This is a genomic window from Mycobacterium sp. P4_H6 (assembly GCF_056400845.1).
On sequence record NZ_JBFUKN010000013.1, the window covers coordinates 1 to 22,918 of the forward strand.

General features: G+C 67.1%; 23 protein-coding genes and 1 tRNA gene. 13 read left to right on the plus strand and 11 right to left on the minus strand.

From position 1 onward, the window contains the following. Window positions 1-345 (plus strand): Zn-ribbon domain-containing OB-fold protein (locus tag AC1DTF_RS07550; RefSeq protein WP_477473626.1); only part of this gene is annotated, 345 nt, incomplete at its 5' end. After that, entirely contained in the window at window positions 342-1,538 is a 1,197-nt protein-coding gene (locus tag AC1DTF_RS07555; RefSeq protein ID WP_477473627.1) for a lipid-transfer protein, read from the plus strand. The genes AC1DTF_RS07550 and AC1DTF_RS07555, both read left to right, overlap by 4 nt. Window positions 1,539-1,543: 5 nt before the next feature. Here the strand turns inward: AC1DTF_RS07555 and AC1DTF_RS07560 are convergent, their stop codons facing one another. Beyond that, window positions 1,544-2,185, minus strand: a complete 642-nt coding sequence (locus AC1DTF_RS07560; protein WP_477473628.1) for a class I SAM-dependent methyltransferase — start codon at window positions 2,183-2,185, stop codon at window positions 1,544-1,546. A gap of 264 nt (window positions 2,186-2,449) precedes the next feature. Here AC1DTF_RS07560 and AC1DTF_RS07565 point away from each other — a divergent pair, with 264 nt between their 5' ends. From AC1DTF_RS07565 to AC1DTF_RS07575, 3 genes are all read left to right on the plus strand, one after another. Then, window positions 2,450-3,208: a DUF1684 domain-containing protein gene (locus AC1DTF_RS07565; RefSeq protein WP_477473629.1), complete on the plus strand. Its 759-nt coding sequence runs from the start codon at window positions 2,450-2,452 to the stop codon at window positions 3,206-3,208. A gap of 71 nt (window positions 3,209-3,279) precedes the next feature. After that, window positions 3,280-4,341: an LLM class flavin-dependent oxidoreductase gene (locus tag AC1DTF_RS07570; protein WP_477473630.1), complete on the plus strand. Its 1,062-nt coding sequence runs from the start codon at window positions 3,280-3,282 to the stop codon at window positions 4,339-4,341. Next, window positions 4,338-5,258, plus strand: a complete 921-nt coding sequence (locus AC1DTF_RS07575; RefSeq protein WP_477473631.1) for a 2-hydroxyacid dehydrogenase — start codon at window positions 4,338-4,340, stop codon at window positions 5,256-5,258. The genes AC1DTF_RS07570 and AC1DTF_RS07575 overlap by 4 nt, the downstream gene beginning before the upstream one ends. Here the strand turns inward: AC1DTF_RS07575 and AC1DTF_RS07580 are convergent. The 6 genes from AC1DTF_RS07580 to AC1DTF_RS07605 all read right to left on the minus strand — a co-directional run bounded on the left by AC1DTF_RS07580 (window position 5,255) and on the right by AC1DTF_RS07605 (window position 11,165). Beyond that, window positions 5,255-6,004 (minus strand): ABC transporter ATP-binding protein, encoded by a 750-nt coding sequence (locus AC1DTF_RS07580; RefSeq protein ID WP_057166575.1) that lies wholly within the window; start codon window positions 6,002-6,004, stop codon window positions 5,255-5,257. The genes AC1DTF_RS07575 and AC1DTF_RS07580 overlap by 4 nt on opposite strands. Next, window positions 5,988-6,836, minus strand: a complete 849-nt coding sequence (locus AC1DTF_RS07585) for an ABC transporter ATP-binding protein (protein ID WP_057166576.1) — start codon at window positions 6,834-6,836, stop codon at window positions 5,988-5,990. Before AC1DTF_RS07585 ends, AC1DTF_RS07580 begins: the two co-directional genes overlap by 17 nt. After that, on the minus strand, window positions 6,833-8,011 hold the full coding sequence (locus AC1DTF_RS07590; RefSeq protein WP_057166577.1) for a branched-chain amino acid ABC transporter permease: 1,179 nt from the start codon (window positions 8,009-8,011) through the stop codon (window positions 6,833-6,835). Before AC1DTF_RS07590 ends, AC1DTF_RS07585 begins: the two co-directional genes overlap by 4 nt. After that, window positions 8,008-9,018, minus strand: a complete 1,011-nt coding sequence (locus AC1DTF_RS07595) for a branched-chain amino acid ABC transporter permease (RefSeq protein WP_057166578.1) — start codon at window positions 9,016-9,018, stop codon at window positions 8,008-8,010. Before AC1DTF_RS07595 ends, AC1DTF_RS07590 begins: the two co-directional genes overlap by 4 nt. Before the next feature lie 106 nt (window positions 9,019-9,124). After that, a complete protein-coding gene (locus tag AC1DTF_RS07600) occupies window positions 9,125-10,336 on the minus strand; it encodes a branched-chain amino acid ABC transporter substrate-binding protein (protein ID WP_057166579.1) in 1,212 nt (403 codons plus the stop codon). 202 nt (window positions 10,337-10,538) lie between these two features. Next, window positions 10,539-11,165 (minus strand): ANTAR domain-containing response regulator, encoded by a 627-nt coding sequence (locus AC1DTF_RS07605; protein WP_057166580.1) that lies wholly within the window; start codon window positions 11,163-11,165, stop codon window positions 10,539-10,541. Window positions 11,166-11,256: 91 nt separating this feature from the next. On the opposite strand from AC1DTF_RS07605, the gene AC1DTF_RS07610 reads away from it, so the two are divergent. Further along, window positions 11,257-11,333: transfer RNA gene (locus tag AC1DTF_RS07610), tRNA-Leu, on the plus strand. A gap of 309 nt (window positions 11,334-11,642) precedes the next feature. Here the strand turns inward: AC1DTF_RS07610 and AC1DTF_RS07615 are convergent. The 4 genes from AC1DTF_RS07615 to AC1DTF_RS07630 are packed head-to-tail and all read right to left on the minus strand — an operon-like array spanning window position 11,643 to window position 15,571. Beyond that, the gene (locus tag AC1DTF_RS07615) at window positions 11,643-12,677 is read right to left on the minus strand and encodes an NAD(P)-dependent alcohol dehydrogenase (protein ID WP_477473632.1); all 1,035 of its coding nucleotides are present in this window, start codon (window positions 12,675-12,677) and stop codon (window positions 11,643-11,645) included. A gap of 2 nt (window positions 12,678-12,679) precedes the next feature. Further along, window positions 12,680-13,945 (minus strand): cytochrome P450, encoded by a 1,266-nt coding sequence (locus tag AC1DTF_RS07620; RefSeq protein ID WP_477473633.1) that lies wholly within the window; start codon window positions 13,943-13,945, stop codon window positions 12,680-12,682. A 13-nt stretch (window positions 13,946-13,958) separates the two neighbouring features. Then, window positions 13,959-15,359: an NAD(P)/FAD-dependent oxidoreductase gene (locus AC1DTF_RS07625; RefSeq protein WP_477473634.1), complete on the minus strand. Its 1,401-nt coding sequence runs from the start codon at window positions 15,357-15,359 to the stop codon at window positions 13,959-13,961. Then, a complete protein-coding gene (locus tag AC1DTF_RS07630) occupies window positions 15,356-15,571 on the minus strand; it encodes a ferredoxin (RefSeq protein ID WP_168144509.1) in 216 nt (71 codons plus the stop codon). Before AC1DTF_RS07630 ends, AC1DTF_RS07625 begins: the two co-directional genes overlap by 4 nt. 362 nt (window positions 15,572-15,933) lie before the next feature. Here AC1DTF_RS07630 and AC1DTF_RS07635 point away from each other — a divergent pair, with 362 nt between their 5' ends. The 7 genes from AC1DTF_RS07635 to AC1DTF_RS07665 all read left to right on the plus strand — a co-directional run bounded on the left by AC1DTF_RS07635 (window position 15,934) and on the right by AC1DTF_RS07665 (window position 22,871). Continuing rightward, window positions 15,934-16,836 carry an acyl-CoA thioesterase gene (locus AC1DTF_RS07635; protein ID WP_477473635.1) on the plus strand — a complete coding sequence of 301 codons (903 nt, stop codon included), beginning with the start codon at window positions 15,934-15,936 and terminating at the stop codon, window positions 16,834-16,836. Next, window positions 16,836-17,573: a GOLPH3/VPS74 family protein gene (locus tag AC1DTF_RS07640; protein WP_477473636.1), complete on the plus strand. Its 738-nt coding sequence runs from the start codon at window positions 16,836-16,838 to the stop codon at window positions 17,571-17,573. Before AC1DTF_RS07635 ends, AC1DTF_RS07640 begins: the two co-directional genes overlap by 1 nt. A 291-nt stretch (window positions 17,574-17,864) precedes the next feature. Further along, window positions 17,865-19,202, plus strand: a complete 1,338-nt coding sequence (locus AC1DTF_RS07645) for a PE-PPE domain-containing protein (RefSeq protein ID WP_477473637.1) — start codon at window positions 17,865-17,867, stop codon at window positions 19,200-19,202. Between the two features lie 99 nt (window positions 19,203-19,301). Beyond that, window positions 19,302-19,844, plus strand: a complete 543-nt coding sequence (locus AC1DTF_RS07650; RefSeq protein WP_477473638.1) for a glycine-rich domain-containing protein — start codon at window positions 19,302-19,304, stop codon at window positions 19,842-19,844. Between the two features lie 29 nt (window positions 19,845-19,873). Beyond that, complete coding sequence (locus tag AC1DTF_RS07655; protein WP_057166588.1) at window positions 19,874-20,539, plus strand: response regulator transcription factor; 666 nt, start codon at window positions 19,874-19,876, stop codon at window positions 20,537-20,539. Continuing rightward, window positions 20,539-21,951, plus strand: a complete 1,413-nt coding sequence (locus AC1DTF_RS07660) for a sensor histidine kinase (RefSeq protein WP_477473639.1) — start codon at window positions 20,539-20,541, stop codon at window positions 21,949-21,951. Before AC1DTF_RS07655 ends, AC1DTF_RS07660 begins: the two co-directional genes overlap by 1 nt. Then, a complete protein-coding gene (locus tag AC1DTF_RS07665; protein ID WP_477473640.1) occupies window positions 21,945-22,871 on the plus strand; it encodes a TAXI family TRAP transporter solute-binding subunit in 927 nt (308 codons plus the stop codon). Before AC1DTF_RS07660 ends, AC1DTF_RS07665 begins: the two co-directional genes overlap by 7 nt. Window positions 22,872-22,918: the final 47 nt, after the last annotated feature.

Consider the following 22,918-nt stretch of genomic DNA (forward strand, 5'->3'; position numbering starts at 1 on the left):
GCGACCTATGTGTTCCCGCCGCGGGAGAACAACTGCCCCAACCCGGCCTGTGACAGCGACACCCTGGCGTTGGTCCCGCTGTCGCGGCGCGGCACGGTGTGGAGCTACACCGAAAACCGCTACGCACCACCCCCGCCGTATCCCTCCCCGGACCCCTTCGAACCGTTCGCCGTCGCCGCGGTCGAACTCGAAGAAGAAGGCCTCATCGTGCTCGGCAAGGTCGTCGAAGGCACCCTGGCCGCCGACCTCAAGGTCGGCATGCCCATGGAACTGACCACCATGGTCCTCTACACCGACGACGCGGGCGTCATCCGCACCACCCACGCCTGGAGGATCGCCCAATGAGTGAGCCCGTCTACATCCTCGGCGCCGGCATGCATCCCTGGGGCAAATGGGGACGCGACTTCACCGAATACGGCGTCGTGGCCGCMCGCGCCGCCCTGGCCGAAGCCGGACTGCACTGGCGCCARGTRCAACTCGTGGCCGGCGCGGACACCATCCGCAACGGCTACCCCGGCTTCGTCGCCGGCGCCACCTTCGCCCAAAAACTCGGCTGGAACGGCGTCCCGGTCACCTCCAGCTACGCCGCCTGCGCCTCCGGCTCCCAAGCCCTGCAAWSMGCACGCGCCCAGATCCTGGCCGGCTTCTGCGACGTCGCCCTGGTCATCGGCGCCGACACCACCCCCAAAGGCTTCTTCGCCCCCGTCGGCGGAGAACGCAAAAACGACCCCGACTGGCAACGCTTCCACCTCATCGGCGCCACCAACACCGTCTACTTCGCCCTRCTGGCACGCCGGCGCATGGACCTCTACGGCGCCACCGTGGACGACTTCGCCCAGGTCAAAGTCAAAAACGCCCGCCACGGCCTSAACAACCCCAACGCCCGCTACCGCAAAGAAGCCACCGTCGAAGACGTGCGGGCCTCCCCCGTAGTCTCCGACCCSCTGCGCCTGCTCGACATCTGCGCCACCAGCGAYGGCGCCGCCGCACTCATCGTGGCCTCCAAATCCTTCACCGAAAAACACCTCGGCAGCCTCGCCGGTGTCCCCTCGGTACGCGCAGTCAGCCTGCAAWSCCCCCARTACCCCCAGCACCTCCCCGARYTRCCCGAYATCGCCACCGACTCCACCGCCGTGGTCCCCGGCCCCGAACGCGTCTTCAAAGACCAGATCCTCGATGCCGCCTACGCCGAAGCCGGCATCGGACCCGAAGACCTCTCCCTGGCCGAGGTCTAYGACCTGTCCACCGCCCTGGAACTCGACTGGTATGAACACCTCGGSCTGTGCGCCAAAGGCGAAGCCGAACAACTGCTGCGCTCCGGAGCCACCACCCTCGGGGGCCGCATCCCGGTCAACGCCTCSGGCGGGCTGGCCTCCTTCGGCGAAGCCATCCCCGCCCAAGCCATCGCCCAAGTCTGCGAACTCAGTTGGCAGCTCAAAGGCCAAGCCACCGGCCGCCAAGTCGAAAACGCCACCGTCGGCGTCACCGCCAACCAAGGACTCTTCGGCCACGGATCCTCGGTCATCGTCGCCAGATAGCCGCGTCAGGCGTCGATGCGCTTTCGGAACTCGAACAGCCGGGTGTCCGGCTCGAAAGGTGCTGTCTCGCCGTCGAACCGCTGGGACCCGACGCTGAAGTCCGTGCCGTCTTCGTAGTCGAAACCGATTTCGCTGAACCCGGCCTCGGTGAACAAGGTGCGGATGGTCGGTGTCAGGTCGGGTTCCCGGCGCGAGCGGGTCCACAGCACGGTCGCGCCCGGCTTGGCGAGCTGCCGCAGCCCGATGATCGTGCGCTGGATGTACTCGTCGACGACGTTGCCGAATATGCCGCAGGCCAGCACGATGTCGGCCGGCGCCAGCCCGGCGTAGACGGAGACCGCTGCGGCGTCGCCGGTGACCACCTCTACCCCGGTCAGCCCGGCGTGCTCGGCGGCGGCCCGCGCCGTGGCCGCGATACCCGGGTCGAGTTCGACCAGTCGCGCGGTCACGTCGTCGCGGCGGGGATGCGTCGGGAGCACCCCGATCACGTCGCGTCCCTCGCCCGCGCAGAGGCTGATCAGCCGAATCGGACCGGCCGGCGCATTGTCCAGACCGTCGGCGAGGCGGCGCTGAACATGACGCAACCTGCGGGAGATATCGGATTCGGGGTCGTCGTACTCCTGGTGCCAGGTAGCCCATTTCGTCATCTGCCCGAGGTTACGGCGCTCCACGCAGGGATCGGAAGCGCCGGTGGGCGGGCCCGGACGAATCCCCCGTCAGATCGCCGCGGCGGATAAATTCACGTCGAGATAAACGCCAAACCCGCTGCAGCTTCCCACTTTCTGCCTGCGTAACCGCCGCAGGTGGTGCGCACCCTGCCCACACCCGGTGGTCAACTGGACGGACCCGGGAATGAACGGAGGCACGGTGTCGTTGCGCACGACACCGACCGGAACCGAGGGAGTTCGACCATGCCCGCTATTGACACCGTGACGTTCGAGGCCGCTTGGCAGCAGTGGCACCAGGAGCGGGAAAGCTACTTCGCCGACCCGCTCGGCTGGGTCAGCCTGACCGGTTTGCACTGGCTGACAGATGAATTCGAGGCCGTTGCCGATCTGCCCGGCCGCTGGCGCGCGGACCCCGAGGCCGTCTACATCGAAGGGGTGCCGGGCACGGAACGGCTGGAACCGGTGGAGGGTGCGCCGGGACTGCTCGTCGAGGACGGGCCGCGGCGCATCGAGGTGATCCGGCGGACCGGGTCGGTGGCGTTGCGGGTGCACGATCCGAAGTCGCCGCACCTGGCGAGCTACCGGGGCATCCCGGCGTATCCACCGAGTGAGCAGTGGGTGGTGCCCGGAACGTTCACGGCCTACCCGCAGCACAAGGCCGTCACCACCGGCGCCGTCGTGGACGGTCTGCAGCACCACCACACCGCCGTCGGTGTCGTCGCCTTCGAGATCGACGGTGTGACACAACAGCTGGTCGTCTTCGGCAAGCCCGGCGGCGCGCTGACAGCGCTGTTCACCGACGCCACCAGCGGCGTGACGACCTACCCGGGCGTCCGTTCCGTGGCGGTACCCGCCCCGGGACCCGACGGCGCGGTGCACCTCGACTTCAACCGGTCCGCGAACCTGCCGTGCGCGTTCACCGACTACGCCACCTGCCCAGTGGCCCCGGCCGAGAACCGGCTGCCGATCGCGGTGACCGCCGGTGAGAAGAACCCTCGCTGACCGGCGGTTCACCAGAATCAGCCTGACCGCAACCGCTTTCACCGATACCGGTTGCGTTTAGGGTCGTGCGGGTGACCACTCCCGCAGCCCGATTCGGCGTCTGGGCCCTGGTGTACGGCACCTGGGGCGCCAAACAGCATCCACAGGAGCCGGTCGATGCGTCGTGGGCGCGCAACCGCGCGCAGATCGTCGAAGCCGACCGGCTGGGTTTCGACGCCACGCTGATCGCCCAGCACGAGGTCAACCCGTCCGGTGATCACTACGACCAACTCGAAGCCTGGACCGCCAGTGCGGCACTGGCCGCGGTGACCGAGAACATCGAGATCATCACGGCCATCAAGCCGGCGCTGTACCACCCGGTGGTCCTGGCCAAGCAGGCCCTGCAGATCGAGGAGATCAGCGGCGGGCGCTTCGGTGTGAACGTCGTCAACGCCTGGTTCCAGCCGGAGATCGCCCGTGCCGGACTGCCGTTCCTGGAGCACGACGAGCGCTACGCCTACGGCCGTGAATGGCTGGCCGTGGTGGACTCGCTGATCCGCGGTGAGCGAACCACGTTTCACGGCAGGTATTTCGACGTGGACGACTATCAGCTGCGGCCCGCCGGCAGGCACCGCACCCGCCCCGCGATCTACGTCGGCGGTGAGTCCGCACCGGCACGGGCGCTGGCCGCCGACTTCGCCGACGTGTGGTTCATCAACGGGCAACCCCGCGACGATGTCCGAGGGCTGATCGCCGATGTGGCGCGTCGGCCCAGGACCGGGTCGCCGGCCCGGTACGGCTTGGCGGCCTTCGTCATCGCCCGCGACAGCGACGGTGCGGCGCGCGATGAGCTGGCCTACGCGTTCGATCTCGCCGGCCGCGACACCGCCGAAACCCACTCGGTGCTGTCCCCTGCCGACCCGCACGCGCAGATGTTCAAGACGTTCGCCAGGAATCCGCACGTCGGGACCAACGGCGGCACCGCGGCAGGACTGGTCGGCAGCTACGACACGGTCGCGGAACGTATCGTGGCGTTCAGCCGCCTCGGTATCGATCTGTTCATGCTGCAGTTCCAGCCGTTCGAGCCGGAGATGCGCCGGTTCGCCGAACACGTCATCCCCCGGGTCCGGCGGCTGGAAAGGAAGGCCGCATGAGCGCGCAGCCGCTCAAAGTACTCGTTCCCGACGACCTCGGGGTCAAGGCGCTGAGCGCGTCACCCGGCGTCGAGGCCATTCGCTACGTGCCCGGCGATCCGTGGCCGTCCGGCCATACCGATGCCATCGTGGTGGTCGTCGGCCATGAGGGCGCCGCCGCGGTGGGCGCCCGGTTCACCGAACTGCCCCGGCTGCGGTTGGTGCAGACGCTCAACGCCGGGTACGAGCAGTGGCTGCCGCTGCTGCCCGACGGCGTGGTGCTGTCCAACGGGCGTGGGGCGCACGGTGGTTCGACGGCCGAGTGGGTGGTCGGCGCGCTGCTGGCGATCTACCGGGATTTCGCGCGCTACGGCGCGGACCAGCGCGCCGGGGTGTGGCGGCCGGAGTTCACCGACACGTTGATCGGGAAGCGCGTCGTGGTGCTGGGCGCCGGTGACCTGGGCGAGAACCTGGCGGCCCGGCTGACGCCGTTCGAGACCGAGGTGACGCTGATCGGGCGACTGGCACGACCGGGTGTGCAGACGATCGCGGATCTGCCCGGGCTGCTTCCCATCGCCGATGCGGTGGTGTCGGTGCTGCCCGCCACGCAGTCCACGTATCGCATCATCGACGCCGATTTCCTGGCCCAACTACCCGACGGCGCGGTGGTGGTCAACGCCGGCCGCGGCGGCGCGGTGGACACCGATGCCCTGGTGCAGGAACTGGAGAGCGGCCGGCTGCGGGCGGCCCTCGATGTCACCGATCCCGAACCACTGCCCGCCGGTCACCCGCTGTGGTCGGCGCCCGGGCTGTTGCTCACCCCGCATGTCGCGGGCAGCACAACGGGGTCCGAGGAACGCGCCTGGGCGGTCGCGGCCCGTCAGATCGACAGCTACGCCGCCGGTGAGGTGCCGTCGAATGTGGTGGCAGGCGGCTAAGCCACGCCGAGGTAGGCGGCCCGGATGCTGTCGTCCTTCAACAGTTCACCGGCCACCCCGGTGCGGGTCACCTCGCCGGTCTCCAGGATGTATGCCCGGTCCGATCGGCTGAGGGCCTGCTGCGCATTCTGTTCCACCAGCAGCACCGTGGTGCCCTGGCTGTTGATCTCCGAGATGATGCGGAAGATCTGCGAGATCACCATGGGCGCCAAGCCCATCGAAGGTTCGTCGAGCAGCAGCACCTTCGGCCGCGCCATCAGCGCCCGGCCGATCGCCAGCATCTGCTGTTCGCCGCCGGACAAGGTGCCACCGACCTGGTTGCGTCGCTCGGCCAGCCGCGGGAAGGTCGTCAGCACCCAGTCGAGTTTCTCGTCGTGCTCGGCCTTGGTCGGGAACTTCCGCCCGTAGCAACCCATTTCGAGATTCTCGATGATGGTCATACCGGGAAAGACGCCGCGTCCCTCGGGAGCCTGGATCAGCCCGTCGGTTACCCGCCGGTGAGCCTTGACCTTGCCGATGTCCTTGCCGTCGAACCACACCGAGCCCGATGTGAGCGGGAGCAGTCCGGAGATGGCCCGCATCATGGTGGTCTTGCCGGCGCCGTTGGACCCGAGCAGTGTGACCAGTTCACCTTCGTGCACCACCAGCGACACACCGTGCAGGGCACGGATCCTGCCGTAGTGCACCACGATGTCACGCACCTCCAGCAGCACCGGACGGGTATCGGCCTCAGGCGAGTTCGTCATCGGGGACCCCCAGGTAAGCGGCGATGACCTTGGGGTCCTCGCGGATTTCGGCCGGCAGACCGTCGGCGATCTTGCGGCCGAACTCCAGCACCACGATCCGGTCGGTCACCCCCATCACCAGCCGCATGTCGTGTTCGATGAGCAGCACGGTGTAGCCGTCATCACGGATCTTGCGGATCAGATCGATCAGGGCCGACTTCTCGCTCGGGTTGAACCCGGCCGCGGGTTCGTCCAGGCACAGCAGCTTGGGCTCGGTGGCCAGCGCCCGTGCGATCTCCAGGCGGCGCTGGTCACCGTAGGGCAAGTTCTTGGCCTTCTCCTCGCCCCGGTGCGCGATACCCACGAAATGCAGTAGCGCAGCCGACCTCTCGATGGCCGACCTCTCTTCACGGCGGTGCCGCGGCGACCGGAACAATGCGCCCGGCACCGAGGTGTGGTGCCGCGCGTCGGTGCCGACCATGACGTTCTCCAGGGCTGTCATCTCACCGAACAGCCGGATGTTCTGGAAGGTCCGCGCGATGCCCAGCCGGGTGATCTGGTGTCTCTTGATGCGCCCGATCGTTGATCCGTCGAACGTGACGGAGCCCGAACTGGGCCGGTACACGCCGGTGATCGCGTTGAAGCAGGTGGTCTTGCCCGCCCCGTTGGGGCCGATCAGCCCGAGGATCTCCCCGCGCTTGATGTTGAACGTCACCGCATCCAGAGCCGTCAGACCGCCGAACTGCACGGTCAGATCGTTGGTCTGCAGCAGGACTTCGCCCTCATCGACCTTGATCTCGCGGTGCACACTGGCGATCTCCGCGACGTTCTCGAAGCTCTCGGCGTCGGTCATTTCACCGGCTCCGTGTCCACCGGCTTGCTGCGCAACAGATCTCGTGCGGCCTTGGCGTAGGTGAGCAGATGCTGACGGGCCGGGAACAGGCCCTGCGGCCGGAAGATCATCAGCACCACCAAGGCGAGCCCGAAGAACAGGTACTTCAAATTGCCCATGTCGATACCGGCGAAGTGCACGCCGAGCAGCCGGTTGGGCAGGTACACGATGATGAACGCGCCGAGGATCACGCCGAGCTTGTTGCCCTGACCGCCGAGCACCACCGCGCACAGGAACAGCATCGAGTTGATGATGTTGAACGTCGGCGGCGCGACGTACTGCACCTGGCCGGCATACAGTGCGCCGGACAGACCCCCGATGGCAGCGCCGATGGTGAACGCCCACAGCTTGAACTTGAACGCGTTGACGCCCATCACTTCTGCGGCGTCCTCGTCCTCACGGACCGCGATCCAGGCGCGCCCCACCCGGCTACGCTCCAGGTTTCCCACCAGCAGCAGGATGCCGATGATCAGGACGAGACCCAGCCAGAACCACCAGGTGCCGTAGTTGGCGTCACCGCCGGAGTTGGACACCGAGAACACACCCTCGGGGTGCTGCTCGCTCTCCAGGAAGTGCGGGAAGGCAACCTCATTGAGCCCGCGCGGGCCGTTGGTGACGTCGGCCAGGTTGTCGGCCAGCAGCCGGATGATCTCGCCGAAGCCCAGTGTGACGATGGCCAGATAGTCCCCGCGCAGGCGCAGCGTCGGGGTACCCAGGATCAGCCCGCTCAGTGCGGTCACCGCCATCGCGATCGGCACACAGGACAGCCATGCCCACGGGGTGCTGAAGAACCCCGATGCGCCCATCTGATTCCACGGGCTTTCCGGGCTGGTCAGCAACGCCACCGTGTAGGCGCCGACGGCGTAGAAGCCGACATAGCCCAAGTCGAGCAGACCGGCTTGCCCGACAACCACATTGAGTCCGATCGCGATGATGGCCACCATCGCGAACTGGGCCATGGTGCCGCCGAAGCTGATTCCCGGGGTGTCCAGGAACGCCGGCGTGAACAGCGGTGACAGCGCGATCCCGGCGAACAGCACGATGCCGAACACCCATTTCTGGGCTCGGGTGAGGCCGTCCCACCAGTCCATGATCTTCGCCCAGCGGGTGCTCGGGCCGGTTGTGGAAGTACTCATACTCGCGCCTTCCCGAGGCTTTCGCCCAAAATGCCGGTCGGTCTGATCAACAGCACCAGGACCAGCAGGACGAACGCGACGACGTCACGCCATTGGGTACCGAAGACCGCCTGACCGTAGTTCTCCATGACGCCGAGCAACAGGCCACCGAGCAGCGCACCACGCAGGTTGCCGATACCGCCGAGCACCGCAGCCGAGAAGGCCTTGATCCCCAACAGGAATCCGCCGGAGTAGATGATGCCCTGCGGCACCTTCAGCGTGTAGAGCAGAGCCGCGGCGCCGGCGAGCAGGCCGCCGATGAGGAACGTCGTCATGATGACGCGCTCCCGCGAAACCCCCATCAGCGTGGCGGTGTTCGCGTCCTGGGCGACGGCGCGGACGCCACGGCCGAGTTTGGTGCGGTTGAGCGCCACGTCGGTGAGCAGGGCCAGCACCAGCGCTGACCCGATGATCACGATCGTGGTGTTGGAGATGGCGACACCGAACAGTTCGAACTGGGTCTTCGGCTGCACCAGCACGACCGGCTGCTGCGCATTCGGACCGCCGTAGCCGGGTATCAGTTTGGGCAGGATGAACAGCACGAACTGCTGCAGCACGAACGACATGCCGATGGCGGTGATCAGGAAGGTCAGCGCCTTGGCGTTGCGCTTACGCAGCGGCCGGTAGGCGATGAACTCCAGGCCCACCGCGGCGCCCCCGGAGACGAGCATCGCGAACAGCATGGCGACACCGAGATACAGAATGGTCAGCGCCACGCCCTTGTTGTAGGCGTTTCCGCTCGGGGTGAAGCCCAGCAGGATGTCGAGCGCGAAGTAGGCGCCGAACATGCCGAGCATGAAGATCTCGGAGTGCGCGAAGTTGATCAACCGCAGCACGCCGAAGACAAGGGTGTAACCGACGGCGACCAGGGCGTAGATCGCGCCCCACGACAGGCCGTCGATCGTCAACTGCCAGAAGCTGTCGAACAACGCTCCGACATTGAAGTTGATGTTGGCGGCCAAGTTCATCCGGTGGTGAGCTCCTCAGCGTGTGCTGGACGTACGCGGTGCGGGGGGTGTGAAGACGAAAGCGCGTCCGAGGCATGCGCTCCCGGACGCGCTTTCGCTTCAGTGGTTACTTGACCTCGTAGATCCAGATGAGGGTCGAGGTGAGCTCACCCTCGGGAGTCCACTGGTATTCGCGAGCCACACCCTGGCCCTTGTAGTTGCGGACGAAGTCCAGCAGCGCCGGACGGGTGATCGCGCCGGAGTCGATGCCCTTGAGCAGGATGGTGCCCAGGTCATAGCCCTCGGTGCTGTAGGTGCCGGGTTCGGTGTTGAACTTCGCCGTGTACTCCTCGGCGAAGGTGCCCGTCGCCGGGCCGCACGGGCAGGCCAGCAGTGCGCCCGCGGACGATTCCCCGGCCTGTTTGACGAACTCGTTGTCCTTGCTGCCGTCGGCGCTGACGAAGGTGCCTTCGAAGCCACCGTCCTTGAGCTGCTGCACCAGCGGGGCGGCCTCGGCGTAGTAGCCGCCGAAGAAGACCGACTCCGGAGCGGCGCTGTTGATCTGGGTGACCGCGGCGGAGAAGTCCTTGTCGCCCTTCTTCACCGAGATGTTGCACGCCGGATCCGCGACCGGGCCCAGCGTGTCGCGCACCGCGGTCGACAGGCCCAGACCGTAGTCGGTGCTGTCGTCGACGACGCAGATCTTCTTGTGCCCCAACGTGTTCTTCAGGTAGTTGGCGACCGACGGACCCTGCACACCGTCGTTGGCCAGCCCGCGGAAGAAGGTCTTCCAGCCGTTCTCCGACAGCGTCACGTTGGTCGCCGACGCGGTGGTGGACACCAGGCCGGCCTGATCGAAGACGCCACCGGTGGCCTTGGTCTCGCCGGAGAAGGCGGGACCGACCAGACCGATCGTGTACTGGTCCTCGACGATCCGCGGGGCGATGTTGGACGCCTTCTGCGGATCACCCTCGGTGTCGAACGGCTTGAGCTGCACCTGGCAGCCCGGGTTAGCGGCATTGTGCTGGTCGATGGCCAGCTGCACACCGTTCTTGATGTTGATGCCGAGCGCGGCGTCGGGTCCGTTGAGGGCACCGGCCATCGCGATGGACACCGGCGGGCAGGTCGCCTTGCCGTCACCGGCGGGATTGGCGGGTGCAGCGCCTTCGGCGGCCTTGACCTCGGCGCCGTTCTCGTCGATCTGCACCTTCTCCACGATCTTGAGGTTCGTCTGGGACGCCTCTTCTTCGGGCGTGCTCTGATTGCAGCCGGCAATAGCCAGGGCCATCAGGCCCGCGCTTCCGAGAGCAAATGCCTTGCGTGCCACGTGACCGCGCACGTCTCACCTCCGGTTCCATGTTCAGGTCGGCACCTTCGTTCCGGTCGGGACGACCGGGGCGGGGATGCTTCGCCGAAAACCATAACCATTCCGTCGCCCCGTCGCGTGATGTTGGACGACGCGTTGCGCAGATCAGCCCGGTTAGCCGGTCAAACGAAGGAACCGGAAACGCAGTCTTAACCGGCAGGGTCGGTCAGGAGGGTCATTTCTCGGCGCCGGAGGCATCCTCGGTCGGCGCGTCGAGGGTCTCGAGCACCACTTCGGCGACCCGCTTCATCGTGGTGCGACGGTCCATCGCCGCCCGCTGGATCCACTTGAACGCCTCCGGCTCGGTCATCCCCTGGTTCGCCTGCAGCAAACCTTTCGCCCGCTCGACCAGCTTGCGCGTCTCCAGGCGATCCGACAGGTTCGCCACCTCGTCCTCCAGGGCGGCGATCTCACCGAACCGGCTGACCGCGACCTCGATGGCCGGGATCAGGTCGGTGATGGAGAACGGCTTGACCAGGTAGGCCATTGCGCCCGCGTCGCGGGCCCGCTCGACCAGTTCGCGCTGGCTGAAGGCGGTGAGAATGACGATCGGCGCGATGCGCTTGGTCGCGATCTCGGATGCCGCGTCGATGCCGTCACGGCGCGGCATCTTGACGTCCATGATCACCAGATCCGGCTTCAGGCTCTCGGCGAGATCGACCGCCTCCTGGCCGTCTCCGGCCTGCCCGACGACCTCATAGCCTTCCTCACCCAGCATCTCGGCCAGGTCCATACGGATGAGCGCCTCATCTTCGGCGATGAGCACGCGGCGGGGTGCGGGAGCGTCGGTCATGACGCACATTGTCGCGCCTTTGTGGTCCCGGGGCGAGCTTGGGGTTAACAGTGCCTGCCGGGAAGGATGACTGTGCGCATCCATTAAGGTGGTAGCTCGCGCCCTCGTATCCCAACTGGCAGAGGAAACGGATTCAAAACCCGTGCAGTGTGAGTTCGAATCTCACCGAGGGCACCATCAGGACGCGGTGGGTGAAAACCGGCTGCACTCGCACACGTCGTCGGTGATGCCATCGACGAGGCGACAGCCGTCCGTGTCATCCCAGTGACACATCGCGCTGTGTCCGCACCGGCACATCGGCGACAGCTCACCTCCGGACCTGCGCCGTAGCGCGGACCAGACGTTAATGGGACACCTGGGCACACCCTTCCGGCCCGGGCGTGCGGTCAGACCCGGATCGCGTCGTACAGCCTGTGCCGCCAAACGTACGCTCGATCCCCGACCCGTGCGGGCGCTACCGGATTGGCATGCGTGATTGGTGCAGGCTCAGTCATTCGGCGTGATGACCGCGCGGCCTTTGATCTGCCCGTGGTGGAGCAGGTCATAGGCACGCGCCGCCTCATCCAGTGCGAAATGTTCGACCAGCATGCTGATCTTTCCGCTCTGCGCCAGGGCGATGACGTCGATCAGTTCGGGGATCGATCCCCAGAACGGTGCAGCGACCGAGCATTCGTGGGGCGGGCTGTGGAAGTTGACCGGCAGCGCCGCCGAACCGACCCCGACGATGGTCAGGTGGCCCAGCACGCGTGCGACGCGCGCAGCCATGCCGAGCGTCGCGTCGACACCGACGAAGTCCACCACCAGCTCCGCGCCCAGGCCTCGGGTGATGTCCTTGATGGTCGCGATGGCGTCGTCGCCGGAGACCAACGTCTCGTCGGCGCCGAGTGTCCGCGCGATCCTCAGCTTGTCCTCGGAGGTGTCCACCGCGACGACGGTTGCCGCACCGGCCAGCGCGCGGAGCAGCTGGATCGCCATCTGGCCCAGGCCCCCGGCTCCGATCACCACCGCGGTGGATCCCGGACCGAGCAGATGCAAGGAGCGTTTGATGGCGTGATAGCTCGTCAGCCCCGCATCCGACAGCGGCGCCGCGTCTCGCGGGTCGAGATCGCCGAGCGGAATCAGGTAGCGGGTAGCGGGAACCAGCAGGTACTCCGCCATGCCGCCGTCGGCGCCGCCGAGCCCTCCGGGGCTGGGCTTTCCGGGAGCCTGACAGTAGTTCTCCAGCCCCTGGCGACAGTTCACACACAGGCCGCAGCCCCAGGGGCCGTAGACGATCACCGCGTCTCCGGGTGCGAAACCCGTTGCGCCCGGCCCCATCGTCTCGACCCAGCCGGCATTCTCGTGGCCGAGGGTGAACGGCAACGCGAACGCCTGAGCGGGCGCCTCCAGCAGGTGCAGATCGGAATGGCAGGCGCCCGCGCCACCGACCTTCACCAGCACCTCCCCCGGCCCCGGCTCCGGCACCGGAACCTCCCGAAGTTGGCCCGGCCGTTGCCATTCGACGAACTGGAAGGCCTTCACCGCTATGGGTTCGTGATTCGGTCGAACTCGACTTCGAGGTGCAGTGGACCGCGGAATATCTGGTTCTGTCGATACGGCGGTGGGTCCACCACCAAACGCGGATTCTCCACACGCCGCAGGAAGGTCTCCAAGGCGATGTTGACCTCCAGACGTGCGAGCGGACCACCGACGCAACTGTGCACGCCACGCCCCCAGCCCACATGCTGGTTGTCCGGACGCTGGATATCGAACTTCTCCGGATCGGGGAAACGCTCTGGATCGCGGTTGGCCGCGCCGTAGAGCAGGTGGACCGCCGAACCTGCCGGGATCGTGGTGCCTCCCACTTCGATATCTGCGGTCACGCTACGGCTGGGAAAGAACTGCACCGCCGACTGCAGTCGCAGTACCTCTTCGATCGCCTTGGGGATCAATTCCGGCTTCGCGCGCAGCAATTCGATGGATTCCGGGTTGCGCAACAGCAGCAGCACACAGTGCGCGATGGTGTTCACCGTGGAGTCGTGCCCGGCGATCAACAACAGCATCGCGTTGGCGGCAGCTTCCTTCGGTGTCATCGGCCCATCCGGACCGTCCGTGTCGTTCACCAGCTTCGATAGCACGCAGTCCTGCGGCTCGTTCAGAAAACCCTGAATCAGGTCCGCCATGTAGGCCGTGAGCGCTGCGGTGCTCTCCTGCCCTTTCTGCTTGCGGGCCCGCCCTTCTTCGGTCGCAGCATCGGGCCCCATGTCGGCGCCGGCCATGAAGTCGAAAATCCAGCCGTGGAAGGTCGGCTCATCTTTGATGGGCACACCCAGAATCTGACAGATCACCGCGACCGGCACCGGATAGGCGTAGTCGTCGACCACATCGAATGTTCTGCTGCCCTTGGCTTCTACCCGGTTCAGCGAATCATCGCAGAGTGCCTGAATGCCTGCGGCCATGTTCGGGATCACGTGCGGCGAGTGCGGCGGTGCAAAGTGCCGCATCACCTGGCGGCGTTGCCGGTCGTGCTTGGCCGGATCGGACACGATCAGGCTGGGTTCGCGTCCGTACGCCTGCATGTGTTCGGCGCCGACGTCGGGACGTGCCGAGATCGGGCTTTTCGAGATATCGGAACTGACATGCGGGTCGTGCGCGAGTTGCAGCAGCTCGCGGTAGCCGGTGACGACGTAGACGTTGTCCGCCACCTGGACGACCGGGGTCTTGCGCAACTCGTCGAAGAACCGGTAGGGATCGTGCCGGTTCTCGTAGCGCATCGCCTCGGTCCAGGCGCTGGCAGCAGCGGTGGTCATTGGGCTCCCATTTCTAGCGGCGGGCTTTGGGGCGGAATTCGGCACCCCGCGATGTCGGGTCGTGGCCGGTGAGCACGACATCGGGAATCCCGGTCGGCTCACGTGGATCCGGGAATCGGGCCGACATCGGCTCCGCATTCGACGGCACGTCATATCCTGGCGGCGGGGGCGGAAACGGCGCCGATTGTTCGATCAGACGCGCGTAGTACTCCAGCCACTTGCCGTGGTTGAAGGTGATGGCGCCGACGATGCGGCCGTTCTTACCGAATGCCGCGGCGAAACGCAGATCCTCGACCGAACCCTGGGTGAACACGATCTCATCACCGAACGAGCACACGCCGACGCCCTTGATGTTCACCCCGAACTGGCCGGACCAGAACTGCGGCAACGGCAGGTGCGGGCGGCGGGCCCTCTCGAGGTTGACCATGTTGTGCGCCGCGGTCCTCGCGCCGAGCACCGCGGCGTCCACATGTTCGATGGCCATGAACTGGTACTCGTAGAGCACGTGTGGCGCCCGTGCGATATCGCCGGCGACGAAGATGTTGTCGGTCACCACCCCGTTGATGTCGAACGCCCGACACCCCGCATCGCAGGCCACACCCCAGAATCCGCTGGCGAGCTCGGCGCCCTCCAACCATTCGACATTGCGGATCGATCCCAGCGACGCCACCACCACGTCGACGTCGAGCAGGGTGCCATCCGAGAGCTGAGCCTGCCGCACGTGACCATCCGCGTCGCCTTTGAGCGCCTCGACGGCCACCCCGGTCCGTAGGTCCACTCCGGCATCGCGTTGCATTTTGGCGGCGATGTCTCCGATCACCCCACCGAGTGGGCCGACCAGCGGCGCGCTGGACCGTTCCGCGACCGTCACCTCGAGTCCGAGTTCCCGGCACACCGAGGCGATCTCGGAGCCGATGAAGCCGGCGCCGACGATCAGCACCCGTTTGGGCCCCGCCTGTAGCGCCTGCTGCAACTCGGCGGCGTCGCCGCTGGTACGCAGTGTGAACAGACCTTTGAGTTTCGCTTCCTCGGGGTTGAACCAGGCCCGCGACCGGACACCGGTGGCGATGAGCAGCCGGTCATAGGGCACCGTGTCTCCGTTGGCCAGCAGCACCACCCGGTTGTCGCGGTCCAGTCCGGTGGCCGCGACGCCCAGCCGCCAGTCGGCGTCGACGGCACGCAGCCGAGGGAGTTTGGTGTTGCCGGCCGGCACCCAGCCCTTGAGCACTTGTTTGGACAGCGGCGGACGGTCGTAGGGCTCGTGCACCTCGTCACCGATGATCGTCAGTGATCCGGTGAATCCTTCGTCTCGCAGGGCTTCTGCGGCGCGCAAGCCCGTCAGCGATGCCCCGACGATGACGATCCGGCCCTCGGCTTTGAATGTCCGGACCAGGTCGTCGATCAGCGACCTCACAGCGTCACCCGATCCGAGGGGGGATCCATCTCGGCGATGATCGCCTGCACCGGGCAGGAAGCCACCGCCCGCGCGACCTGTTGACGTTGAGACTCATCGGGATTCGGGTCGTAGGTCAACGCTTCCTCGCCGCTGAGCTGAAGTACCTCAGGTGCCAGGGGCACGCATTGCGCGTATCCGAGGCACCGATTCAAATCCACCACAATACGCACGACCGACTCCTATGAAAATGGCGTCGAGGGGCTGCTCGACACCGGCTCCCTCAACAGTTTTCGTTGGCAAGGAACTCACTCCCGACCGCCGGAACACTCCAGGGAGGGCTGACGCTACTCCACGCGCGTCCAGATCGCGCAGCATTGGTCCAGAAGTGCAACCAGTGGCCGAACATGTTGACCCCGAGTCGATCCGAACGGCCGAAACGCGGCGTAGCGCCGGGGTGAAGTCTGTGAATCGTGCGAGGAAACGCGTCATCGAGGCCGGCGCCTGTTCCCCTCCCGCACCACCGCTCGCATCCTGAACTGGACACCACGACCAGGGGGTCCAGATGACGCATTCACCTCACACCGTATGGCGTGTGCAGCCCACCCATGTGGATGCCGACGGCCACCTCGGCGCGGGCACTCTGCTGGAGTGGGTCGAGTCGGCCGCCCGTGGGGCAGCCGCCCGGTGGCATGACGGCGTGAGCGTCCTCGCCTCCGTCGGCACCTTCCATCTGGATCACCCCGTCGTCGTCGGAACGATCGTCGCGCTGCACGCCGATCTGGTCTACACCGGTCGCACCAGCATGCACATCCTGGTCACCATCCGTGCCGGTACCCCGATTCAAAGCGTCCAGTGCCCAATGGTTTTCGTGGCACTCGACGGTCGGGGCCACCCGGCCACCGTCCCGGCGTGGGCACCGGTGACGATGCTGGACCTGCAGCGCCACCGGCAGGCCAGGGTTCGGGCCGGGACGCGCACACGCATCGAGACCCTGATCGCCGCTGCGCGTTTCCCGGACAGCGACACACCACGCACCGCCATGCGCTTTCGTACGGGCCGCGCAGACGTCGACCCGGACGGCACCGTCCGCGGGGGTCGGGTGCTGCGATGGATCGACGAGGTCGCCTATGCGTGCGGTGCTGGGTGGACAGATTCGGACGTCAAAGTCGGCTACCTGGCAGGTATCCGGTGCACCGCACCGATCGGCGTCGATGAGCCCGTCGATGTCACCGCGCGGATCATCCACACCGGGCCGCGCAGCGTGCACTGCGTTGTCCGTTGCACGAGCGCCGATGACAGCGGAACCCGGCTTCTGGCAGAAGGACTGGTGGTTCTCGTCGCTCTCGACGCGCACGGCAGCACCCGGCCCGTCCGGCAGTGGCAGCCACAATCCGAACCGGACCGTCTGCTCGATCGGCAGGCCCGGGATCTGATCGCGATACGCCAGTACCTCGAACCCTTCCCCACGGTCGCCGAACACCGCAGGGGTGCCTGATGAGCGTGATCGAACTGCACGGCGGCCCGGCGACGCTACCGCTCACGCTGCACGGGCGGACCTACCTACTGGCCCACGACCGCCGCGCCCGCCGACTGGACCAGTACAAGCAATTGCTCCTGGGCTTCTCGCTGCGCGCGGCCATGCTGACCGACCTGTACTTGACCGGCCATCTGCGCGATGCCGAAGGGACGGCGCGACTCTGCAGCGGTGCGCGTCACTCCGATCCGGTACTGAGCGAGGTACTCAGGATGGTTGAGGTCAACGAGCCGAAGACCTGGACATGGCTGATCGCCGCCGAACAGGACAACGCACCGGCACTGGTGTGCCATCAGCTCACCGGCCACGGGTGGTTGCGGCTTGAGCGGTACCGGAAGCTGGGGATGTTCCCGGCCACCCGGCTGTGGCTGACCGATGAGCACATGGTCTCCCAGTTGGCCGCCCGCGTCGTGGCCGCGCTGGGCAGTGCCAGCGACGGCCGGCAGGCGGATCCACAACTAGTGGCGCTCGGGTTGATCGGCGAGATGTCGACCGTGCTACCGACCGCGGACCGGGCACGGCACGTCGAGCGACTGCGGGCGCTGACCGACGAGGCGATCCCGCCAATCAAGGGTCTGCGCGCGTCGATCGAATCCGTCTACGAGGAGCTGGACATCAGGTCCCGCGACGGCGTCACGACCGGCGCCGGGTGCGGCGGATGCGGTGGCTGCGGCGGCTGCGGTGGCTGCGGTGGATAGCTGATCACCGGGTAACCACGACGTTGGCGATCCAAAACACGTTTGCTACGCAATGCTCTCGCTTCACACGGGCCCAGCCGCAGAATCCGCAAGGCACCACCGACCGATGGTTCGCTTGCTCGTGAAAATCGCATTCCGCTGGAGATATGCGCGAATGTCGCTCGTTCGGATGACCTTGCCTGCTCCAGTTTTGCAGACCACGAGCATGTGATAGGAATCCTGACGGGGGCGTCAATAGTTCGCCATTCGGGTCACGGCGAACTCTGGCCAGTATCGGAGACCACACTGCCCATGGGCGCCCATCACCGTCGAAGTCAGGCCCGCATCCGTTCCGCGCAGCAGGGCTCCGGGCGCCATCGCGCAGCGCCCGAGCGCCCGAACGCGCCCCAGCACTGGCTGGGTCCGGTGGCGGCCGCGGCGATGTCGCTGTCCCTGGTGGCCCCCGTCTCGGCTCAGGCCAGCACGTTAATCTCCATCGGTGCGACCGGATCCTGGGACAACGCTCCGGTGACCGCGCTGCGGCAATGGCCGGCCACGCACGCCTTCGCCGACGACCCGGTGACCGACACCGTGGTGGTGCAGTACCCGGCGTCGCTGGGTTTCATCGGTATGCCCATGGGGGAATCGGTCGCCGAAGGTGCCGCCGGCCTGCTCCGCGCGATCGAGTCGATCTCCGGAAGAAAGATCATCGCCTGCGAAAGTCAGGGCTGCCTCTCAGTCACCCAACTGCTCGCGCAGTTCATCGCCGACGCCACCACCGCGCCCGCCGCCGAGGACCTGATCATCKTGATGATCGGCAATCCCGCCACCGCGGGCGGTGGCGCCTCGGCGCAGAACCCGGGTGGCTACGAACCGTTCTTCCGCATCACCTTCGCCGGAGCCACACCCGAAAGCCAGTACGAGACAGTCAATGTCACTCGCGAATACGACTTCTTCGCCGATCGTCCGGTGAATGACCCGAATGCCCTGACCGTGTGGAACAACCTGGTGGCCTTCCTCGTCGTTCACCCGATCTACGGAGACGTCGACATGGACGATCCGGACAACCTGGTCAAGGTGGTGGGTAACACCACCTATGTGCTGGTTCCGACAAAACAGCTGCCGATGCTGCAATCCCTCTACGACACGGCCGAAGCATGGCGGCTGCTCACCGGTCAGGCCGACCTGCTGCAGCAGGTCGAGGCGCTCGACGCCCGGCTTCGTGCCATCATCGATCAGGATTACGACCGCAGCGGCTTCCTGCCCAAGGGCTCGCCGGGGCAGACCGACACCGACGATGGCCCGGCCGACACCGATCCGCCGCCCGAACCGGAACCGGTGAACGCCGGCAATGATTCCGAAGGCACTGCCGCAGAGCGGGATAGGGACGATAGTCACGACACCACGGACAGCGATCGGGACAGCGGCAACGAGGCGGCACCCGACTCCCCCGCACCCGAAGAAGAGGACGGACCCGAGCGGCCGGTGGGCATGGCCGATGTCGACACCGACGAGGACGACCCGCACGAACCGGCGGATGATCGGTCCCCGACGGAGGATTCCGACGCGACGGCGGAGCCGGGTGACTCGCCGTCGTCATCGGCGCCGGATGCCGGCTCCGCACCGGATTCCGGGAGCGATTCAATCTGAGGATCGTGCAAGAAACAGACTGAAACGCGGAGCCGCCTCTTCCGCTTGTCGTGGTGTGGGTCACATGATTGACCCAACACAGACGGGCAGGTTGGAGCCATGCGATCACCACATCCGCGACGATGGTTGCCGCGTCGCCGTTCACGGGACGCCGATTTCGCCCGGTCGCGCGCCGCGGTGGCCGGACTCGAACTTCCGCCCGCGGTGTACAAGACCTGCCCGTGGCAGCCGCGGGAGCTCGTCGAGCTCGGCCTGCGTCAGTGGTTGCGTTGCTGCGCAGCAGCTTTGCGCGACAACGAGCATATCGGGATGCCGTCGCATGCGGTCGACGAGGCCTGGCACGGCCTGATTCTGTGCACGGCCCGGTATCAGGCGTTCTGCTACGAGGCCTACGGGCAGTTCATGCATCACCATCCGGCCGGTGGCGCGCCCGCGGGCAGTACGGCGGCGACCGAGCCGATGGATGAACAACTGCGGCGCACCGTGATCGCCTGGGAATTGGTCGCCGACCCCGGTGAGCGATGCGTGCTCTGGGATCTGGACACCCAGGTCGGCGTCGCCGAGCCCTGGGGTATCGCGGCCGACAGGGTCGAATACATCAAGACCGCTGCGGCCGGACTGCACCGCCATCCCCCGCGATAGCGACCGGGAGGGGTCCTACCATCAGCTCCATGAAAGTCCTGCTCGTCGAAGACGACGAGGGCGTTGCGTCGGCACTGACCGAGCTTCTCGGCCAGACCGGCGCCGACGTGACGTGTGCCGGCCGGGGCTCCGACGCACTGCACCGGGTGAAGGACTGCGATCTGGTCCTGCTCGACCTCGGCTTGCCCGATATGGACGGTCTGGACGTGTTGCGCACCCTGCGACGCGCGTCCTCGGTCCCGGTCATCATCATGACGGCCAGGGACAGTGACGGCGCCGTGGTGCTGGGATTGCGTGCGGGCGCCGACGACTATCTGGTCAAGCCGGTGCGCAAGGCGGTGCTGTTGGCGCGGATCGACGCGGTCATGCGCCGGATGCGCCGTGGCGTGGGCGAAACCGCGACACCGGCCGGCCCGGTGCTGGCCGGACCGGTCAGCATCGACAGGGAACGCCGCGAGGTCACGTTGAACAGCATTCCGCAGACCCTCACCCGCACCGAGTTCCAACTGCTGAGCACCCTGGCCAACCGGCAGGGTGAGGCCGTCAGCCGTGAAGAGCTCATGCTCGAGGTGTGGGGCACGGCCGTCGTCGGACGGTCGCGTTCGCTGGATTTCTTCGTCGGGCAGATCAGAGCGAAGCTCACCGGTCTCCCCCTGCAGACGGTGCGCGGATTCGGTTTTCGGCTGGATCCCTGATGGGGCCCCGGGTTCGCGCCGTGCTGGTGGTGCTGTTGCTGATGGTGATCGCGGCGCTCGCGATCCCGTTGGCGCTGACGCTGGCGGATCGCCGCACCGATGGGCTGGCGACCGAACGCCATCGCCAGTTGGCAGCGCTGGCGGAGGCCGCCGCCGCTCCGGAAGCCCCGTTGCAGGCCCTGGTCCAGCGGTATCGACAGGTCTACGGCGAGAGCCTGCTCGTCACCGACTCCGATGGCCGGACGCTGGCCGCCGACGGCCTCGACCCAGCCGATCCGGACGTCGCGACGGCGGCCGGCCGTGCCCTCGTCGATGCCCCGGCATTGCGCTGGAACGCCCTCCGGCCCTGGGACGAACACCGGCTGCTGGCCACCGCGGCAATCCGGCGCGACGGCGAAGTGGTCGGCGCCGTCGTGCTCGGGGTGGACTCGTCCGAGGCGGTCCGCGATATCGCGGCGGGCTGGGTATGGCTGGCCGCGGGCGGGCTGGCCATTCTTGCCGCGGCGGTGGTGGCCGCCCGGATGCTCACCCGCTGGGTGTTACGTCCGATCACCGGTTTGGAGCGGGCGGTGGCCGAGATGACAGCGGATGTTTCCGGTCCTTCCTGGGCGAGCGAAGCGACGGGATCCAAGCCGGCCGATGTGACCGGACCACCGGAATTGCGGCACTTCACCGCGGCTTTCAACGCGATGGCACAGGTCGTGCGGGCCTCGCTGGACCGGCAACGGCGGCTGGTCGCCGATGCCTCGCACCAGTTGCGCAATCCGCTGGCCGCCGTCCGGTTGCGCGCGGACACCCTGGAAACCTATGTGGCCGAGGAGGGGCTGACCACCTACAACTCGCTGACCGCCCAACTCGACCGGTTCGAGAATCTGTTGCAGCAGCTGATGCGGTTGGCCCGCGCCGAGCAGGTCAGCGGGAGCCGACAGGTGGGTCTGGCCAGCACGGCCGAGGAACGCACCGATCTCGACGACGTGATCGCCGAACGCCGCGCGTTCTGGGAGCCGGTCGCGGCACGACACGGGCAGCAGTTGCGTTCAGACCCAGTGAGTTCCGGTGCGCAGGTGCAGGTTTCCCGCCACGAGGTCGAGCAGCTTCTCGATGTCGCTGTGGACAATGCGCTGCGTTATGCCGGCGACGGCGCCATCGTCACCGTGTCCACCGCTTCCGCCGAGGACGCCGTCGACCTGATCATCAGCGATGACGGCTGCGGGCTGCCCGAGGAGGATCGCGCGCGGGCCTCCGCACGTTTCTGGCGCGGCCGTGACGACAGCGCGGGCACCGGGCTGGGACTGGCGATCGCCGCCGAAATCGCTGCGGGCCACGGCGGCACCATCTCGGTGGAGCAGGCCCCGGAGGGCGGACTGCTCATCCGGTTCCGCCTGCCTTCGGCGGGACTCCCGTCGTGCTGAGTCGTCGCACCTTCCTTCTCGCCGCAACGGCAACCGTTGCCGCGTGCAGTTTCCGGGGCGCACCGCACGGGCACCTGCGCCTGGCCGCCGGCGATCCGGGCGGAATGTATCTGGCCTTCGCCGAGTTGCTCGCCGCCCGGGTGCAAGCCCGGTTCCCGGATGTCGAGGTCGAGGTCGTACCCACCGAGGGCACCGTGGAGAACCTGGCGCTGTTGCGCTCGGGAGACGTCGATGCCGGCCTGGCGCTGGCCGATGTCGCCGAACGGGACCGGGTCACCGGCCCGACCGACTCGGAACCCGTCGCCGTCGCCCGGGTGTACGAGAACTACCTGCAGGTCATCGTGCGGGATTCGGTCGGTGTGCACCACGTGTCAGAGCTGCGCGGAAGGCGTGTCTCGTTCGGTGCGGCCCGTTCCGGTGGCGCGGCGACCAGCGCGGTGCTGTTCGACGCGGCCGGTCTGGCCGGCGACGTCCAGATCTCCTGGCTCCGGTTGCGGGAGGCGCTGTCGCAGCTGGCCGGCGACGGCATCGAGGCCCTGGTGTGGTCGGGCGGGGTACCCACGCCGGCGGTCGCGGAGCTCAATACCCAACTGCGGCTGCGGGTTCTGGACATCGGCGCGCTGGCCGCACCGATGAGCCGGATCTCCTCCTACCCGTATGCGGTCCGGCGGGTACCCGCCGGAGGCTATGTGCCACCGGGCATTCGCTCCATCGGCGTGCCCAACCTGCTGCTGTGCCGCAGGCAGATCGCCGAGGACCTGGTGGCCGCGATGGTGAACGTCATCGCGACCGAATCGCCGCACCTGGTGCCGCCGTATGTGCGCGGGTTGCAGTACCTCGACGCGCCCTCGATGATCCAGACCGGCGCGATACCACTGCATCCCGGTGCCGTCGGCGCCTACCGCGACCTGCACGGGTGATCGGCCCCAGACGCGGATCTGCCGCTGTGGGAATGTCCGAGTTCCCA

Coding starts and splice junctions, on each gene's coding strand:
- AC1DTF_RS07560 (WP_477473628.1), bottom strand. CDS start 2,185: ATGACGAAATGGGCTACCTGGCACCAGGAGTACGACGACCCCGAATCC.
- AC1DTF_RS07565 (WP_477473629.1), top strand. CDS start 2,450: ATGCCCGCTATTGACACCGTGACGTTCGAGGCCGCTTGGCAGCAGTGG.
- AC1DTF_RS07575 (WP_477473631.1), top strand. CDS start 4,338: ATGAGCGCGCAGCCGCTCAAAGTACTCGTTCCCGACGACCTCGGGGTC.
- AC1DTF_RS07580 (WP_057166575.1), bottom strand. CDS start 6,004: ATGACGAACTCGCCTGAGGCCGATACCCGTCCGGTGCTGCTGGAGGTG.
- AC1DTF_RS07585 (WP_057166576.1), bottom strand. CDS start 6,836: ATGACCGACGCCGAGAGCTTCGAGAACGTCGCGGAGATCGCCAGTGTG.
- AC1DTF_RS07590 (WP_057166577.1), bottom strand. CDS start 8,011: ATGAGTACTTCCACAACCGGCCCGAGCACCCGCTGGGCGAAGATCATG.
- AC1DTF_RS07595 (WP_057166578.1), bottom strand. CDS start 9,018: ATGAACTTGGCCGCCAACATCAACTTCAATGTCGGAGCGTTGTTCGAC.
- AC1DTF_RS07605 (WP_057166580.1), bottom strand. CDS start 11,165: ATGTGCGTCATGACCGACGCTCCCGCACCCCGCCGCGTGCTCATCGCC.
- AC1DTF_RS07620 (WP_477473633.1), bottom strand. CDS start 13,945: ATGACCACCGCTGCTGCCAGCGCCTGGACCGAGGCGATGCGCTACGAG.
- AC1DTF_RS07640 (WP_477473636.1), top strand. CDS start 16,836: ATGAGCGTGATCGAACTGCACGGCGGCCCGGCGACGCTACCGCTCACG.
- AC1DTF_RS07650 (WP_477473638.1), top strand. CDS start 19,302: ATGCGATCACCACATCCGCGACGATGGTTGCCGCGTCGCCGTTCACGG.
- AC1DTF_RS07655 (WP_057166588.1), top strand. CDS start 19,874: ATGAAAGTCCTGCTCGTCGAAGACGACGAGGGCGTTGCGTCGGCACTG.
- AC1DTF_RS07660 (WP_477473639.1), top strand. CDS start 20,539: ATGGGGCCCCGGGTTCGCGCCGTGCTGGTGGTGCTGTTGCTGATGGTG.